At 60.0% G+C, this 16,292-nt stretch carries 16 protein-coding genes; 9 read left to right on the plus strand and 7 right to left on the minus strand.

Translation table 11 applies throughout. The annotated features are described in order from the left end of the window. Positions 1–51 precede the first annotated feature (51 nt). A complete protein-coding gene (locus tag SPE70_RS21240; protein WP_046882366.1) occupies positions 52–168 on the minus strand; it encodes a hypothetical protein in 117 nt (38 codons plus the stop codon). 77 nt (positions 169–245) lie between these two features. On the opposite strand from SPE70_RS21240, the gene SPE70_RS21245 reads away from it, so the two are divergent. Then, on the plus strand, positions 246–2,189 hold the full coding sequence (locus SPE70_RS21245) for a sigma-54-dependent Fis family transcriptional regulator (protein ID WP_008806268.1): 1,944 nt from the start codon (positions 246–248) through the stop codon (positions 2,187–2,189). A gap of 96 nt (positions 2,190–2,285) precedes the next feature. Further along, positions 2,286–3,041, plus strand: coding sequence for a flap endonuclease Xni (gene xni / locus SPE70_RS21250; RefSeq protein WP_004142871.1), 756 nt, complete (start codon positions 2,286–2,288; stop codon positions 3,039–3,041). A 70-nt stretch (positions 3,042–3,111) separates the two neighbouring features. Here xni and fucO read toward each other — a convergent pair whose 3' ends face one another. Both fucO and fucA read right to left on the minus strand, forming a co-directional pair. Continuing rightward, positions 3,112–4,260, minus strand: a complete 1,149-nt coding sequence (fucO, locus tag SPE70_RS21255; protein WP_064170032.1) for a lactaldehyde reductase — start codon at positions 4,258–4,260, stop codon at positions 3,112–3,114. A 27-nt stretch (positions 4,261–4,287) separates the two neighbouring features. Next, a complete protein-coding gene (gene fucA, locus SPE70_RS21260) occupies positions 4,288–4,935 on the minus strand; it encodes an L-fuculose-phosphate aldolase (protein ID WP_012540715.1) in 648 nt (215 codons plus the stop codon). A gap of 566 nt (positions 4,936–5,501) precedes the next feature. Between fucA and fucP the strand changes: the two genes are divergently transcribed. The 5 genes from fucP (at position 5,502) to fucR (ending at position 11,339) form a co-directional block, all read left to right on the plus strand. Continuing rightward, on the plus strand, positions 5,502–6,812 hold the full coding sequence (fucP, locus tag SPE70_RS21265) for an L-fucose:H+ symporter permease (protein WP_032736350.1): 1,311 nt from the start codon (positions 5,502–5,504) through the stop codon (positions 6,810–6,812). Positions 6,813–6,844: 32 nt separating this feature from the next. Beyond that, positions 6,845–8,620 (plus strand): L-fucose isomerase, encoded by a 1,776-nt coding sequence (gene fucI / locus SPE70_RS21270; protein ID WP_064170031.1) that lies wholly within the window; start codon positions 6,845–6,847, stop codon positions 8,618–8,620. A gap of 107 nt (positions 8,621–8,727) precedes the next feature. After that, complete coding sequence (fucK, locus tag SPE70_RS21275; RefSeq protein ID WP_064141596.1) at positions 8,728–10,146, plus strand: L-fuculokinase; 1,419 nt, start codon at positions 8,728–8,730, stop codon at positions 10,144–10,146. Between the two features lies 1 nt (position 10,147). After that, a complete protein-coding gene (fucU, locus tag SPE70_RS21280) occupies positions 10,148–10,570 on the plus strand; it encodes an L-fucose mutarotase (protein ID WP_008806274.1) in 423 nt (140 codons plus the stop codon). 58 nt (positions 10,571–10,628) lie between these two features. Continuing rightward, positions 10,629–11,339, plus strand: a complete 711-nt coding sequence (fucR, locus tag SPE70_RS21285) for an L-fucose operon activator (protein ID WP_004142883.1) — start codon at positions 10,629–10,631, stop codon at positions 11,337–11,339. A 48-nt stretch (positions 11,340–11,387) separates the two neighbouring features. Here fucR and rlmM read toward each other — a convergent pair whose 3' ends face one another. The 4 genes from rlmM to SPE70_RS21305 form a co-directional block, all read right to left on the minus strand. After that, a complete protein-coding gene (rlmM, locus tag SPE70_RS21290) occupies positions 11,388–12,488 on the minus strand; it encodes a 23S rRNA (cytidine(2498)-2'-O)-methyltransferase RlmM (protein WP_008806275.1) in 1,101 nt (366 codons plus the stop codon). Further along, positions 12,481–12,876 (minus strand): DUF423 domain-containing protein, encoded by a 396-nt coding sequence (locus SPE70_RS21295; protein WP_002915543.1) that lies wholly within the window; start codon positions 12,874–12,876, stop codon positions 12,481–12,483. The genes rlmM and SPE70_RS21295 overlap by 8 nt, the downstream gene beginning before the upstream one ends. Before the next feature lie 19 nt (positions 12,877–12,895). Continuing rightward, positions 12,896–13,813 carry a glycine cleavage system transcriptional regulator GcvA gene (gene gcvA / locus SPE70_RS21300; protein ID WP_002915545.1) on the minus strand — a complete coding sequence of 306 codons (918 nt, stop codon included), beginning with the start codon at positions 13,811–13,813 and terminating at the stop codon, positions 12,896–12,898. 351 nt (positions 13,814–14,164) lie between these two features. Next, positions 14,165–14,389 carry a YgdI/YgdR family lipoprotein gene (locus SPE70_RS21305; protein WP_002915549.1) on the minus strand — a complete coding sequence of 75 codons (225 nt, stop codon included), beginning with the start codon at positions 14,387–14,389 and terminating at the stop codon, positions 14,165–14,167. Positions 14,390–14,586: 197 nt separating this feature from the next. Here SPE70_RS21305 and csdA point away from each other — a divergent pair, with 197 nt between their 5' ends. Both csdA and csdE read left to right on the plus strand, forming a co-directional pair. Beyond that, positions 14,587–15,792, plus strand: coding sequence for a cysteine desulfurase CsdA (gene csdA, locus SPE70_RS21310; RefSeq protein ID WP_008806276.1), 1,206 nt, complete (start codon positions 14,587–14,589; stop codon positions 15,790–15,792). Continuing rightward, positions 15,792–16,229, plus strand: a complete 438-nt coding sequence (csdE, locus tag SPE70_RS21315) for a cysteine desulfurase sulfur acceptor subunit CsdE (RefSeq protein ID WP_008806277.1) — start codon at positions 15,792–15,794, stop codon at positions 16,227–16,229. Before csdA ends, csdE begins: the two co-directional genes overlap by 1 nt. Positions 16,230–16,292: the final 63 nt, after the last annotated feature.

Genomic DNA, 16,292 nt, shown 5'->3' on the forward strand with positions numbered 1-16,292 from the left:
GATATTTATCGAAGAGATGTTTTAATTTGGTTATATGAGTGTTAGCGATAATCATGCCAATGGTGAATAAAAAATTAATCTTTTAAAATCAATGCACTGAAAACGGCTTCGCCGCGCCACGCTGTTGCAAATCGCGCAGCCGCCGCGCATCCGCTGGCGCATTTGCAACAGCCGCGGGCCTTCCCCCTCTGGTTTCTGCGGCCGCCGCAGGATAAGTTCAGAGCGTCAACGATCGGAGGCCCGCTATGCTGAACCCAGAATCCCCTTCCACCGCTCCCGCGCTGATCGACCCGGCGTCGAAGGCCTTCCAGAGCCTGCTGGACAAGCTCGCGCCAACGGAGGCGACCGTGCTGATCGTGGGCGAAACCGGCACCGGCAAGGAGGTGGTGGCCCGCTATCTCCATCATCACAGCGCCCGTCGCCAGCAGCCGTTTCTGGCGGTCAACTGCGGCGCGCTGACCGAGAGCCTCGCCGAAGCCGAACTGTTCGGCCATGAGAAAGGCGCCTTCACCGGCGCGCAGCAGGGACAGCCCGGCTGGTTTGAAGCCGCGGAAGGGGGGACGCTGCTGTTGGACGAGATCGGCGAATTAAGCCTGCCGCTGCAGGTCAAGCTGCTGCGAGTGCTGCAGGAGCGTGAAATTACCCGCGTCGGCTCACGCAAAGCGATTAAAGTGAATGTCCGGGTGATTGCCGCCACCCACGTCGACCTGGCCCAGGCGATCCGCGAGCGCCGCTTTCGCGAGGATCTCTACTATCGACTGAATATCGCGGTGGTGCCGCTGCCGCCGCTGCGCCAGCGTCGGCAGGATATCCCGCTGCTGGCGCACCACTTTTTATCACTCTATGCCCGGCGCCTAGGGCGGCCAACCCTGCGTCTGGCGCCGGAATCACTGGCCCGGCTGATGGACTATTCGTGGCCGGGCAATATTCGCGAGCTGGAAAACACCCTGCACAACGCGGTGCTCCTCAGTAAAGAAGAGGAGATCAGTCCTGCCCAGCTGCGCCTGGCGACGCTCAACGACGCCCCGGCGCCGGCGAGCGATCATGAACTGGACGACTTTATTCGCCACCAGCTGGCGCTTCCCGGCGAGCCGCTGTGGCAGCGAGTCACCAGCGCCCTGATTCGCCACGCCATGGCGCATTGCGACGATAACCAGAGCCAAGCGGCCGCGCTGTTGGGGATCAGCCGGCATACCTTGCGCACCCAGCTCGCTAACCTCGGGCTGATCAAAAGCCGCCGCCGCCCGCCTGCGCCGCCGCGGGCGTTCGCCAACGCAGCCGGGGCCGATCGCGAACTGCGCATTGGCTACCAGCGCTTCGGCAGCCTCGGGATCCTGAAAGCCCGTCAGAGTCTGGAAACCGCCTTCGCCAGCCTCGGCGTCAACGTGCTGTGGAGTGAGTTTCCTGCCGGACCGCAGCTCCTCCACGCCCTCGCCTGCAACGAGATCGACTTTGGCACCACCGGGGAAGCGCCGCCGGTGTTTGCCCAGGCCAGCAATAGCGAACTGATGTACGTGGCGTGGGAGCCGCCGGCGCCGCGCAGCGTGGCGATGGTCGTCCCGCAGGAGAGCGACATTCGCCAGCTCAGCGATCTGCGCGGTAAACGCATCGCCCTCAATAAGGGGTCGAATGTCCACTGGCTACTGCTGCAGATCCTCGAAGACGCCGGGCTGGGGCTGAACGACGTGCGGGTGGTCTATACCCCGCCGAAATATCCGCTGACCGCCAGCGACTACCTGGCGGTTGACGCCTGGATGATGTGGGACCCGCTGCTCAGCGACGCCGAACACACCGGCGAGCTGCGGGTGGTCGCCAGCGGCGAAGGACGAGTCAACAACCATCAGTTTTATCTTTCGCGACGGGACTACCTCGCTCAGCATGGCGATATCATGCGCCGTCTGTTGACGGAGCTGACCCACACCGGGCAGTTTATCGACTCGCATCGTGGCGAAGCGGCCCGCTTACTCTCGGCAGAGCTGGGGATTGACGCCCGGTCGCTGAGCATGGCCCTCGCCCGCCGCAGCCATCGCCCGCGGCCGATGGATCTGTCGGTGATCCGCGCCCAGCAGACCATCGCCGATCGCTTTTACGCCCTCGGGCTTATCGCCAAACCGGTCCCGGTGCGCGAAGCGGTGTGGTACGGCGAACCCGCGCCGGGCGTCATCAGCCCGCTGATGGCGGTCAGTTAGCGAAATTTGCGCGTTATCTTCCTGATTGTTCAGGCGCAGATAGCCTCGATCCGATGGCGATGTTACCCTAAAGACGCTGAGAATAAGGGGGTATCTGTGGCTGTTCATCTGTTAATCGTCGACGCGTTAAATCTGATCCGCCGCATCCATGCGGTGCAGGGTTCGCCCTGCGTCGATACCTGCCTGCATGCGCTGGAGCAGCTGATCGTCCACAGTCAGCCCACCCACGCGGTGGCGGTGTTCGATGATGAGGATCGTGCCCACGGCTGGCGCCACCAGCGCCTGCCAGAGTACAAAGCCGGCCGCGCGCCGATGCCGGAGACGCTGGTGGCCGAGATGCCAGCGCTGCGGGCGGCCTTCGAACAGCGAGGGATCCGCTGCTGGGCCTCGCCGGGCAGCGAAGCGGACGACCTCGCCGCCACCCTGGCGGTAAAGGTGGCCCAGGCGGGCCATCAAGCCACCATTGTCTCCACCGACAAAGGCTACTGTCAGCTGCTGTCGCCCACCATCCGCATCCGCGACTACTTTCAGAAGCGCTGGCTGGATGCGCCCTTCATCGCCAGCGAGTTCGGCGTCACCCCGGAGCAGCTAGCGGATTACTGGGGGCTGGCGGGGATCAGCAGCTCGAAGGTGCCGGGCGTGGCGGGCATTGGACCCAAAAGCGCCGCCCAGCTGTTGAACGAGTTTCAGGACCTGGAGGGGCTGTACGCCCGTCTGGCCGAGGTGCCGGAGAAGTGGCGCAAAAAGCTGGCCGCGCATCAGGAGATGGCCTTCACCTGCCGGGAAGTGGCCCGCCTGCAGACCGACCTCCAGCTGGATGGCAATCTGCAGCAGCTGCGGCTGACGCGCTAACCATCGTTAAGAGGTGCGCCGGTGCAGGGTAACTGCCTCCGGCACTGCCTGCTTTACCCGGGCCAGGCAATCACCAGGCCGCCTGATATAACCCGACGATATCGGCCAGGCTCGCCTCACGCGGGTTACCGCCGGTACACACATCCTCCAGCGCCGCCTGCGCCAGCGCCGGAATATCCTCTTTCCTGACACCCACCTCGCGCAGATGGCCGGGAATACCGACATCGCGGTTTAGCTGGCAGACCGCCTCCACTGCCGCCTGGCGCGCGGCAGTCAGGCTTAACGCTTCCACCCTGACGCCCATCGCCCGGGCGATATCGCGATATTTTTCCCCCGTCGCCTCAGCATTAAAGCGCATCACATGCGGCAAAAGGATGGCATTCGCCACGCCGTGCGGCGTGTTGTAAAAAGCGCCGAGCGGATGCGCCATGCCGTGCACCAGCCCGAGCCCGACGTTGGAAAATCCCATCCCCGCGACGTACTGGCCGAGCGCCATGGCTTCGCCCGCGCCGGCATCCCCGGCAACCGAGCCGCGCAGCGCCCCGGCAATGATCTCGATGGCCTTGAGGTGCAGCGCATCAGTCAAAGCCCAGGCGCCGCGGGTGAGATATCCTTCGATAGCGTGCGTCAGGGCGTCCACGCCGGTGGCCGCCTTCAGCGCCGGCGGCATGGCGTCCATCATATCGGCATCGATAAAGGCCACCTGCGGAATATCATGCGGATCGACGCAGACGAACTTGCGCCGCTGTTCTTCATCGGTGATGACATAGTTAATCGTCACCTCCGCCGCGGTACCCGCGGTGGTCGGCACCGCGAAGATCGGCACGCTGGGCTGACGGGTGGGCGAGAGCCCCTCGAGGCTACGGACATCGGCGAATTCCGGGTTACGCTGAATAATACCGATCGCCTTACAGGTATCCTGCGGCGAACCGCCGCCGATGGCGATCAGGTAATCCGCCCCGCTGCGCTGAAAGGCCTGCAGCCCCTGCTGGACCACGGCAATGGTCGGGTTAGGGATCACGTCGCTGAACATATCCCATTCCAGCCCGGCGGCATCCAGTTTGTCGGTGACTTTCGCCGCCACGCCGCACCGGGCGAGGGTGCTGTCGGTGACGATCAATGCTTTACGATAGCCGCGCCGCGCTACTTCATCGGTTAATGCGTTTATCGCCCCCCGGCCAAACCACGCCGTTTCGTTGAGGATCATTCGGTTTGCCATCGCGTCTCTCCTGTTAGCGTTGCGGCATCACTCTTCAATACGTAATCCGTAGGTTTTGAACTTCTCCAGCACGATGGCGATCGCCTCGTCATTCAGCACCGGTACCGGGTCGATAATCGCCAGCGTGCTGAGATAGAGCTGGGCCAGGACTTCCACTTCATGCGCCAGCCAGAGCGCTTTCTCCAGGCTGGCCTCGCAGGCGATCAGGCCATGATGCTGCAGCAGCGTGGCTTTGCGGTGCTTCAGCGCTACCGCGACATGCTCAGACAGCTCGCGGGTGCCGAAGGTGGCATAGGGCGCGCAGGGGATCGAATTCCCGCCGGCCGCGGCGATCATATAGTGGATGGCCGGGATGGGCCGGTTGAGGATCGACACCGCCGTACAATGGACAGCGTGATTGTGGACCACCGCCTGGGCGTCGGGCCGCGTCTGGTAGGCCGCCTGATGAAAACGCCATTCGCTGGAGGGCAGTTTTCCCTGCTCATGCTGGCCATCGGCATCAATAAAGACGATCTTGTCTTCCGTCAGCTTTTCATACGGGATACCGGTGGGGGTGATCAGCATTCCTCCCTGATAGCGCACGCTGACATTGCCGGCGGTCCCCTGATTTAACCCCAGGCGGGTCATTTCCAGGCAGGTATCGATAATCTGCCGGGCCAGTCTGTTTCTTTCCATTGCGTTCCTCTTTTGGTGACTCATCATCCGTCAACGGCAGGGCAACAGAAATATCGTCGGCTACCGTGGGATAGGGTGAATAATGGTCTTCATCATCAACCTGAATAATCAAAGGGGAATTTTCATGACTATATTTTGTGAACCGCGTCAATAATTCCGCCATGAATAAAGCAACCATGCCCATTAAGAGAGTGTTTAAAATGCCCGTTCTTAATAATATTTCATCAAGCGGGCATTTTATTTCTTTGTAACATTTGCCCGTTTTCCACGATATACATTCATTCGGTCATTAGCGTTGTGGTTTTGTGAATTTATTTTCTCAAACGGTCAGCGTTTTTGAAAAATTAAAGTGACAATTATCACATAAAATGGCCCGCAGATCGTTAAGTGTGACCATCATCATATTAACAGGCGGTTTTTATTTGAAAATGAAGTCATGAGTTCCGCCGTGACTTTCATTTCACTCACCGGCGCGTCACCTGAGCTCACTTAATTTTGCGGTCTGCTGCAGCACCAGACTGCGCCCTGAATGCTGTTGTAAATGCTTCTGAACTGATGAGGACGCTATGGGAAACACAACGATACCAACGCAAAGTTACCGCGCCATGGAGAGCGGGCAGAGTAAGAGCTACATTATTCCTTTTGCTCTGCTGTGCTCCCTCTTTTTTCTGTGGGCGGTGGCTAATAATCTGAATGATATTTTATTACCGCAATTTCAACAGGCCTTTACCCTGACTAATTTCCAGGCCGGATTAATTCAGTCGGCCTTTTATTTTGGCTATTTTATTATTCCCATCCCCGCCGGGATGCTGATGAAAAAATTCAGCTATAAAGCAGGAATTCTTACGGGTCTGTTTTTATATGCCTGCGGCGCCGCGCTGTTCTGGCCTGCCGCCGAAGTGATGAACTACACTTTATTCCTGATTGGATTATTTATTATCGCCGCCGGGCTTGGCTGCCTGGAAACGGCGGCCAACCCGTTTGTGACCGTTCTCGGTCCGGAAAGCGGCGGTCACTTCCGCCTTAATCTGGCCCAGACCTTTAACTCATTTGGCGCCATTATTGCCGTGGTATTTGGCCAGAGTCTTATTTTGTCTAACGTCCCGCATCAGCCGCAGGATGTGCTGGATAAAATGACGCCAGAACAGCTCGGCGCCTGGAAGCACAGCCTGGTCCTGTCGGTACAAACCCCCTATATGATTATCGTGGCCATCGTCCTGCTGGTCGCCCTGCTGATCGTCTGTACCCGCTTCCCCTCCCTGCAGAGCGATGACCACAGCGACAGCGCGCAGAGCACCTTCCTCGCCTCGCTGACGCGCCTGATGCGCATCCGTCACTGGCGCTGGGCGGTGCTGGCCCAGTTCTGCTACGTCGGCGCGCAAACCGCCTGCTGGAGCTACCTGATTCGCTACGCTATCGAAGAGATCCCGGGCATGACGGCCGGTTTCGCCGCCAACTACCTGACCGCCACCATGGTCTGCTTCTTTATTGGCCGTTTTACCGGCACCTGGCTTATCCGCCGCTTTGCGCCGCATAACGTGCTCGCTATCTATGCGTTTATCGCCATGCTGCTCTGTTTGCTCTCTGCCTTCAGCGGCGGCCACGTCGGCCTGCTGGCCCTGACCCTGTGCAGCGCCTTTATGTCCATTCAGTACCCGACCATCTTCTCGCTGGGGATTAAGCATCTGGGCCAGGACACCAAATATGGCTCGTCCTTTATCGTCATGACCATTATCGGCGGCGGGATCGTCACCCCGGTGATGGGCTTTGTCAGCGACGCCGCCGGCAATATCCCGACCGCCGAACTGGTCCCGGCGCTGTGCTTCGCCATCATCTTTATTTTTGCCCGTTTCCGTTCACAAGCGGCGACGAACTAAACCTGTTATCCGCATAACCTGAGGGATCTGTAATGAAAAAAATCAGCTTACCGAAGATCGGTATCCGCCCGGTAATCGATGGTCGTCGCATGGGGGTCCGCGAGTCGCTGGAAGCGCAAACCATGAACATGGCGAAAGCCACCGCCGCGCTTATCAGCGAGAAACTGCGCCACGCCTGCGGCGCCCGGGTGGAGTGCGTGATTGCCGATACCTGCATCGCCGGCATGGCCGAGTCGGCCGCCTGTGAAGAGAAATTCAGCAGCCAGAACGTCGGCGTCACCATCACCGTCACCCCCTGCTGGTGCTACGGCAGCGAAACCATCGACATGGATCCGCTGCGCCCGAAGGCCATCTGGGGCTTTAACGGCACCGAACGTCCGGGGGCGGTCTATCTGGCCGCCGCGCTGGCGGCCCATAGCCAGAAAGGGATCCCGGCGTTCTCCATCTACGGGCATGACGTACAGGATGCCGATGACACCTCGATCCCGGCGGATGTCGAAGAAAAACTGTTGCGCTTCGCGCGCGCCGGCCTGGCCGTCGCCAGTATGAAAGGGAAAAGCTATCTGTCGCTGGGCGGCGTCTCAATGGGCATCGCCGGCTCCATCGTCGACCACAATTTCTTTGAATCCTGGCTCGGCATGAAGGTCCAGGCTGTCGACATGACGGAGCTGCGCCGGCGAATCGATCAGAAAATCTATGATGAAACCGAGCTGGAGATGGCGCTGGCGTGGGCGGATAAACACTTCCGCTACGGCGAAGATCAGAACGCTGAGCAGTATAAGCGCAATGAAACACAGAGCCGCGCGGTGCTGAAAGAGAGCCTGCTGATGGCGATGTGCATCCGCGACATGATGCAGGGCAACCCGAAGCTGGCGGAAAAAGGGCTGGTGGAGGAGTCGCTGGGCTACAACGCCATCGCCGCCGGTTTCCAGGGTCAGCGCCACTGGACCGATCAATACCCCAATGGCGATACCGCCGAAGCGCTACTCAACAGCTCTTTTGACTGGAACGGGGTGCGCGAGCCGTTTGTCGTCGCTACCGAAAACGACAGCCTCAACGGCGTGGCCATGCTGATGGGTCATCAGCTCACCGGCACCGCCCAGGTGTTTGCCGACGTGCGCACCTACTGGTCGCCGGACGCCGTTGAGCGGGTCACCGGGCAGCAGCTCACCGGACGGGCGGAGCACGGCATCATTCACCTGATTAACTCCGGCTCTGCGGCGCTGGACGGCTCCTGCCAGCAGCGCGACGCGCAGGGCAACCCGACGATGAAACCTCACTGGGAGATTGAGCAGAACGAGGCGGATGCCTGCCTCGCGGCGACCGAATGGTGCCCGGCGATCCACGAATACTTCCGCGGCGGCGGCTTCTCTTCCCGCTTCCTGACCGAAGGCGGCGTGCCGTTCACCATGACCCGGGTGAACATCATCAAAGGTCTGGGGCCGGTGCTGCAAATTGCCGAAGGCTGGAGCGTGACGCTGCCCAAAGCGATGCACGACCAGCTCGACGCCCGCACCAACTCCACCTGGCCCACCACCTGGTTTGCCCCACGTCTGACCGGCAAGGGTCCGTTCAGCGATGTTTACTCGGTCATGGCCAACTGGGGCGCCAACCACGGCGTGCTGACCATCGGCCACGTTGGTGCGGATTTCATTACCCTCGCCGCCATGCTGCGCATTCCTGTCTGCATGCACAACGTGGAAGCGGAGAAAATCTACCGCCCCTCCGCCTGGGCTGCGCATGGCATGGATATCGAGGGCCAGGACTACCGCGCCTGCCAGAACTACGGGCCGCTGTATAAGCGTTAACAGGTTGGTTTCGCCCGGTGGCGCAGGCTTACCTGGCCTACAGATGCGCGCGGTCTGTAGGCCGGATAAGCGCCGCGCCATCCGGCGAAGTTGTTTCGGGAGTCACTATGAAGCAAGACGTTATCCTGGTCCTCGACTGCGGCGCCACCAACGTGCGGGCGATGGCCGTTGACCGACAGGGAAACATTATCGCCCGCGCCGCAACGGCGAACGCCAGCGACATCGCGGCGGAGAACAGCGACTGGCACCAGTGGTCGCTGGAGGCCATTATGCAGCGCTTTGCCGACTGCTGTCGGCAGATCCATGACCAGCTGGCCTCCTGCACGGTGCGCGGCATCACCGTCACGACCTTTGGCGTCGATGGCGCGCTGGTGGATGAGCAGGGTGCCCTGCTGTATCCGATCATCAGCTGGAAATGCCCGCGCACCGCGGCGGTGATGGAGAATATCAGCCAGTATATGCCAGCACACCAGCTGCAGCAGATTGCCGGCGTCGGCGCCTTTGCGTTCAACACCCTGTATAAGCTGGTGTGGCTGAAAGAGAACCACCCGCAGCTGCTGACGCAGGCCCATGCCTGGCTGTTTATTTCGTCGCTGATCAACCACCGGCTGACCGGGGAGTTCACCACCGACCTCACCATGGCGGGTACCAGCCAGATGCTCGATCTCCGGCAGCGCGATTTCAGCGCGCCAATCCTGCAGGCGACCGGCCTGCCGCGCCGCCTGTTCCCGCGGCTGGTTGAAGCAGGCCAGCCGATCGGCGCCCTGCTGCCGGAGGCCGCTGCGCTGCTGGGCCTTCCCATCGGGATCCCGGTTATCTCGGCCGGGCACGACACTCAGTTCGCTCTGTTTGGCGCCGGCGCCGGGCAGGATGAGCCGGTGCTCTCCTCCGGGACCTGGGAGATCCTGATGGTGCGCAGCGCCCAGGTCGACACTTCGCTGCTCTGCGACTACAGCGGCTCCACCTGCGAGCTGGACAGCCAGCCGGGCCGCTATAACCCGGGAATGCAGTGGCTGGCCTCCGGCGTGCTCGAATGGGTGCGCAAGCTGTTGTGGAGCGCTGACACGCCGTGGCAGACGCTGATTGCCGAAGCGCAGGCGATCCCGCCCGGCGCCCAGGGCGTCAGGATGCAGTGCGACCTGCTCGCCAGCCAGCACGCCGGCTGGCAGGGCGTCACGCTCAACACCACCCGCGGCCATTTTTACCGCGCCGCGCTGGAGGGGTTAAGCGACCAGCTGGCGCAGCATCTGCAAACCCTGGAAAACATCGGCCGCTTCCGGGCGCAAGAGCTGCTGCTGGTGGGCGGCGGCAGCCGCAACGCGCTGTGGAACCAGATCAAGGCCGACCGGCTTGGAATACCGATCAAAGTTCTCGATGATGCCGAAACCACGGTGGCCGGCGCGGCGATGTTTGGCTGGTATGGCGTGGGCGAGTTCTCTTCGCCGGAACAGGCCAGAGCGCAGGTCGCGTACCGCTACCGCTATTTTTGGCCGCAAACTGAACCTGAATTAACAGAGGAAGCCTGAGATGCTCAAAACCATTTCCCCGCTGATATCGCCGGAGCTGCTGAAAGTGCTGGCCGAAATGGGCCATGGGGATGAAATCATTTTTTCCGATGCCCATTTCCCGGCGCACAGCATGGGGCCACAGGTGATCCGCGCTGATGGCCTGCGGGTCAGCGATCTGCTGCAGGCGATTATCCCGCTGTTCGAGTTAGACAGCTACGCGCCGCCGCTGGTGATGATGGCCGCCGTCGAAGGCGATGCGCTGGACCCGACGGTGGAACAGCGCTATCGGCAGGCGCTCTCGGCGCAGGCCCCCTGCCCGGATATCGTGCGGATTGACCGCTTTGCCTTCTACGACCGGGCGCAAAAAGCCTTTGCGATCGTTATCACAGGAGAGCGAGCTAAGTACGGAAATATCCTTTTAAAAAAAGGAGTCACGCCGTAATCTCATGCCGGAGCGTCTGCCTGATGCAGACGCTCAATCAATGATGGGATGAGAATAAATGAAAGCAGCCCGCCAGCAGGCGATCGTCGATCTCCTGATCACCCACAGCAGCCTGACCACCGAAACCTTGTCAAAACAGCTCAACGTCAGCAGGGAAACCATTCGCCGCGATCTGAGCGAGCTGCAGGCGCAGGGCAAAGTGCTGCGCAACCACGGCCGGGCCAAAGTGATCCATCAGCGCAGCCAGGACAGCGGCGACCCTTTTCACATGCGGCTGAAAAGCCATTACGCGCATAAAGCCGATATCGCCCGCGAAGCGCTGGCCTGGATTGACGAAGGGATGGTGATCGCCCTCGATGCCAGCTCCACTTGCTGGTATCTCGCCCGCCAGCTGCCGGACCGCCCGCTGCACGTCTTTACCAACAGCCAGCCCATCTGCCAGGAGCTGGCCAAACGCGACCAAATCACGCTCACCTGCTCCGGCGGCACTCTGCAGCGGAAATATGGCTGCTACGTGAACCCGGCGCTGATTTCCCAACTGAAATCGCTGGAGATCGATCTGTTTATTTTTTCCTGCGAAGGCATCGACCCGCAGGGCGCGCTATGGGACTCCAATGCGTTCAATGCCGACTTTAAATCGATCCTGCTTAAGCGCGCGGCGCAGTCGCTACTGCTGATCGACAAAAGCAAGTTCAACCGTTCCGGCGAGGCGAGAATTGGTCATCTGGATGACGTGACGCATATTGTGTCGGATGCGCCGCAGCCTTAAGGGGAAGGCCGGAGGACGCGCACGCGTCTCCGGCCTGAGGGGGAAGGATTAACGCTCGTCGCGACGTCCGCCGACGGCGGCCCACAGGCGACGCACGTGAACGGTCACCTCTTCACGATCGTGATACAGCTGACGCGCCTGGATCTGGGCGTTGATGCCGTGCTCGTCCAGTTGGGCCTGAATATAGGCCAGATTCTGCGACACCTCTTCATAGCGCTTTTTCATCGGCAGCTTGAGGTTGAAGATGGTCTCCCGGCACCAGCCGTTGACCAGCCACTGCGCCATCAGCGCCGCCACCTTCGCCGGTTTCTCCACCATATCGCAGACCATCCACGAGATGTTGTTGCGGTTCGGACGATAGCGGAAACCGTCTTCGCGCAGCCAGGTCACCTGGCCGGTATCCATCAGGCTCTGGGCCATCGGGCCGTTATCGACCGAAGAGACCCACATGTTGCGCTTCACCAGCTGATAGGTCCAGCCGCCCGGGCAGGCGCCGAGATCGACGGCATACATGCCGTTCGCCAGGCGCTCGTCCCACTCGTCCGCCGGAATAAAGACGTGGAACGCCTCTTCCAGCTTGAGGGTGGAACGGCTCGGGGCATCGGACGGAAACTTCAGCCGCGGAATGCCCATATAGAACGGTGAGTTGTTGTTGCTGTACGAGTAGCCGGTATAGCAGCAGCCGGGTGCGATAAAGAACACATGCACCACCGGTCGCTTTGGCGTTTCATAGTTGGTCAGCACGCCCGCCTCGCGCAGCGCCGCGCGTAACGGCACCGTGAACTTGCGGCAGAACTTCATCAGCTCTTTGCTTTCGTTGGTATCCGCCACTTCCACACGCAGCTCGCCACCCTTCTCCACCACGCCCTGCAGCATGCCGACGATCGGGGTAATGCGATCCTCCGGCGGCAGGTCGCGCAGCAGTTCGCCGACCACGAACATCTGACGGGCGAAAATCAGCGAGCTGAACGGCAGATCGCGTACCAGCTTCTCACCGTCGTCTTGCTGATAACCTTCAAAAATCACATAACCAGAGTCTTCTTTGACCCGGGCAAAACCAAACACCTCAAGGCGGGCGGCCTTATCGGTAATTTCTGCTGCGCACTCTTTCTCAAACCCAGGGCGACAATAGAGGACAACCTTATTCATGAACAACGCCCTTACGTTTCAGACGAATTGCACCAATTAACATTAAAACCCAACCGGCGAGGAAGCTTACGCCGCCCACCGGGGTCACGAACGCCCACAGACGTAAATGAGACAGCGCCAGACAATAGAGGCTGCCGCTGAACAGCACGGTCCCTAACGCCAGAAACACGCTGCTCCAGTAGAACCAGATACTGATCCGACGCTGCATCGCCACCGCCAGACCAAAAATCGCCAGGGTATGGAAGGCCTGATACTCCAGGCCGGTATGGATCCAGGCCATCTCCGCCGCGCCGAGCGATTGACTTAATACATGCGCGCCAAAGGCACCCAGAGCCACAAAGATAAAGCCGCTAATCGCGGCGAATATCAGCATAAAACGGCTGGTCATGTTTTTACCCTACAAGTATTTATTGTTCATAACGAAAGCGGAATTTTTCTTGCTCACTTGCCGCTTTCGCCAGGATCCATTGCCGGAAAGCGGCTATTTTACCCAGTTCTGCCTGACTGTCATGGCAAACAAGGTAAAACGCATTCTTACTGACCAGAACATCATTAAACGGACACACCAGACGACCGGCTTCAATTTCGGACTGCGCCATCACGTTGTTGGCCAGCGCCACACCCTGCCCGTGAATGGCCGCCTGCAGCACCATCGCGCTATGGCTGAAAATCGGCCCCTGTTGCACATTAATATGGCTTAGACCAAGCTGGCGGGTATAAGTTTGCCAGTCGCGACGGGACGCATCGTGAAGCAGCGTATGTTGCGCCAGATCGGCAGGCGTTTTCAATGCTTTGTCGCCGGTGAGCAAGAGCGGGGAACAGACCGGCAGCAGATACTCGGCGTACAATTTTTCCACACGCAGGCCCGGCCAGTTGCCGCGGCCGTAAAAAATCGCCACATCGACATCGTCCGCCAGCTTATCCTCCTGGCGGTCCACCGCCTGGATCCTGACGTCGATTCCCGGATAAGCTGAGTTAAAGCTTGTCAGTCTCGGCACCAGCCACTGAATGGCGAAACTTGGCAATAAACTGACCGTTAATGCCCCTTTGGCGCTGCGCGCCTGCAGTTTACGCGTCGCTTCCGTCAGTTGCGAAAAAATCTCTTTAATATCCTGAAAATAGCTCTGCCCTTCTTCCGTTAACAGCAGCGAACGATTGCGCCGCCGGAACAGCTTAAGGCCCAGAAAATCCTCGAGAGACTTGATTTGATGGCTGACTGCGGCCTGCGTCACAAAAAGCTCATCGGCTGCCCGAGTGAAGCTGAGATGACGTGCGGCTGCATCAAAAACACGTAATGCATTCAGAGGTGGTAATCGCTTCGACATGGTTATTCTGGCTTAGATGTTAACTCAATTTAACAAATAGGAAACAATGATTAACCTATTAGTTTTTTTTATCTGAGCCATTATAAATTGTCCGTTGAGGTTCTACCAGCAAATACCTATAGTGGCGGCACTTCCTGAGCCGGAACGAGAAGCTTTTTTTGGAATGCGTGTTCCATCAAGCTTTTGGCTTACGGTTGTGATGTTGTGTTGTTGTGTTTGCAATTGGTCTGTCTTTGCAGACCCTGGTAGCAAAGCTACCCCTTTTCACTTCCTGTACATTTACCCTGTCTGTCCATAGTGATTTAATGTAGCACCGCAACGCGCGGTGCTTTTTTTTGCCTTTTTACTGCCTTACTCGTCCAGCTCACCCAGCTGTTTCACGTCAGAGCGATTGATCTGCTGTTTGTTGCCCCACGCGTCCTTATACGAGATCATGCCAGTATCATTATCGGTTTGCGGTTTCCCGTCGGTAACGATGGTTCGCCCATCATTGGTATGCATCACATAGTTAGAGGAACAGGCGCTCAGGCCTAAAGTCAGCATACAGGCAGAGATAATCGCAGCGGCCTTAGTCATTTTCATTTTTCTCTCCTTACGGCTATTTATACTATTCGTGACTCGTTAAGTAATAGGTTAAAACACAAACCCAACACTTTTCAGCATAACCCTCTTTGACCCACCTGAAGTCACATTCGGACAATTCCACAGGGCGCAGAGGCCTTGTCACGCCCGGCAAATTGCGCGACGATCGCGGGATTGATACGAGGAATTCCATGAACGCATTCAACCCGGCGCACTTTCGCGCGCAGTTTCCGGCTCTGGCCGATGCCGGCGTCTATCTCGACAGCGCGGCGACCGCGCTCAAACCGCAGGCGGTGATCGACGCCAGCGACCAGTTTTATCGCCTGAGCGCCGGCAACGTCCATCGCAGCCAGTTCGCCGCCGCCCAGCGGCTGACCGAGCGCTACGAGGCGGCCCGCGAGCGCGTGGCGGCGTGGCTTAACGCCCCGTCCGGCAAAGATATCGTCTGGACGCGGGGAACCACCGAGGCCATCAATATGGTGGCGCAGAGCTACGTCCGGCCGCGCCTGCAGCCTGGCGATGAAATTATCGTTAGCGAAGCCGAGCATCATGCCAACCTCGTGCCCTGGCTGATGGTAGCCGGGCAGACCGGCGCCAGAGTGGTCAAACTACCGCTTGGCGCCGACCGCCTGCCGGATATCGCCAGCCTCAGCGCGCTCATCACCCCGCGCAGCCGGGTGCTGGCCATCGGCCAGATGTCCAACGTCACCGGCGGCTGCCCGGACCTGGCGCAGGCTATCCGCCTTGCTCACGCCGCCGGGATGGTAGTGATGGTCGATGGCGCCCAGGGCGCGGTGCATTTCCCCGCTGACGTGCAGGCGCTGGATATCGATTTTTACGCCTTTTCCGGCCATAAGCTGTATGGCCCGACCGGGATCGGCGCCCTGTACGGCAAAAGCGAGCTGCTGGCGGCGATGTCGCCCTGGCTCGGCGGCGGGAAAATGATCGCCGAGGTCAGCTTTGACGGCTTTACGCCGCAGCCGGCCCCTTATGGTCTCGAGGCCGGCACGCCGAATGTCGCCGGGGTAATCGGCCTTAGCGCCGCCCTGGAGTGGCTGGCGCAGAGCGATATCGGCCAGGCGGAAAACTGGAGCCGCAGTCTGGCGAGTCTGGCGGAAGAGGCGCTGGCGAAACGGCCGGGCTTCCGCTCTTTCCGCTGCCAGCAGTCAAGCCTGCTGGCCTTTGAGTTCGACGGTGTTCATCACAGCGATCTGGTGACGCTGCTGGCGGAGTCCGGCATTGCTCTGCGCGCCGGGCAACACTGCGCCCAACCGCTGCTGGCGGCCTTAGGGGTCAGCGGCACGCTGCGGGCCTCTTTCGCCCCCTACAATACCCAAGACGATGTTGCGGCGCTGGTCCACGCGGTGGATCGCGCCCTGGAAATTCTGGTGGATTAATGACAACTCTGCACCCCTTCGGCACAACCATTACCGACGCCACGCTGCGCCAGACCTTCGCCCCGCTGAACCAGTGGGAGGATAAATATCGTCAGCTGATTTTATTGGGCAAAAAGCTGCCGACGCTGACCGATGAGCGCAAAGCGCAGGCCCGGGAGATTGCCGGGTGTGAAAACCGCGTCTGGCTGGGCTATGAGGAGGATGCCGAGGGCAGGCTGCACTTCTTTGGCGACAGCGAAGGACGGATTGTGCGCGGTCTGCTGGCGGTACTTTTGACCGCCGTGGAAGGCAAAAGCGCCGCTGAGCTGCTGGCGCAGGATCCGCTGGCGCTGTTCGACGAGTTGGGGCTACGCGGCCAGCTCAGCGCCTCGCGCAGCCAGGGCCTCAGCGCCCTCAGCGAGGCAGTGCTCGCCGCCGCCCGCGAGGTTGAGGTTTAAGCTCATCCCGGGGGCGGCGCTTGACGCGCCTTGCCCGGGCTACGGGCTCATGCAGTTTTGTCG

Origin of the sequence: Klebsiella sp. ZJOU C1 (genome assembly GCF_035620215.1) — a bacterium.
Classification (GTDB): Bacteria; Pseudomonadota; Gammaproteobacteria; order Enterobacterales; family Enterobacteriaceae; genus Klebsiella; species Klebsiella variicola.

Coding starts and splice junctions, on each gene's coding strand:
- gcvA (WP_002915545.1), bottom strand. CDS start 13,813: ATGTCGAAGCGATTACCACCTCTGAATGCATTACGTGTTTTTGATGCA.
- csdE (WP_008806277.1), top strand. CDS start 15,792: ATGACAACTCTGCACCCCTTCGGCACAACCATTACCGACGCCACGCTG.
- fucK (WP_064141596.1), top strand. CDS start 8,728: ATGAAGCAAGACGTTATCCTGGTCCTCGACTGCGGCGCCACCAACGTG.
- csdA (WP_008806276.1), top strand. CDS start 14,587: ATGAACGCATTCAACCCGGCGCACTTTCGCGCGCAGTTTCCGGCTCTG.
- fucI (WP_064170031.1), top strand. CDS start 6,845: ATGAAAAAAATCAGCTTACCGAAGATCGGTATCCGCCCGGTAATCGAT.
- SPE70_RS21305 (WP_002915549.1), bottom strand. CDS start 14,389: ATGACTAAGGCCGCTGCGATTATCTCTGCCTGTATGCTGACTTTAGGC.
- fucU (WP_008806274.1), top strand. CDS start 10,148: ATGCTCAAAACCATTTCCCCGCTGATATCGCCGGAGCTGCTGAAAGTG.
- fucP (WP_032736350.1), top strand. CDS start 5,502: ATGGGAAACACAACGATACCAACGCAAAGTTACCGCGCCATGGAGAGC.
- fucO (WP_064170032.1), bottom strand. CDS start 4,260: ATGGCAAACCGAATGATCCTCAACGAAACGGCGTGGTTTGGCCGGGGG.
- fucR (WP_004142883.1), top strand. CDS start 10,629: ATGAAAGCAGCCCGCCAGCAGGCGATCGTCGATCTCCTGATCACCCAC.
- rlmM (WP_008806275.1), bottom strand. CDS start 12,488: ATGAATAAGGTTGTCCTCTATTGTCGCCCTGGGTTTGAGAAAGAGTGC.
- fucA (WP_012540715.1), bottom strand. CDS start 4,935: ATGGAAAGAAACAGACTGGCCCGGCAGATTATCGATACCTGCCTGGAA.
- SPE70_RS21295 (WP_002915543.1), bottom strand. CDS start 12,876: ATGACCAGCCGTTTTATGCTGATATTCGCCGCGATTAGCGGCTTTATC.
- SPE70_RS21245 (WP_008806268.1), top strand. CDS start 246: ATGCTGAACCCAGAATCCCCTTCCACCGCTCCCGCGCTGATCGACCCG.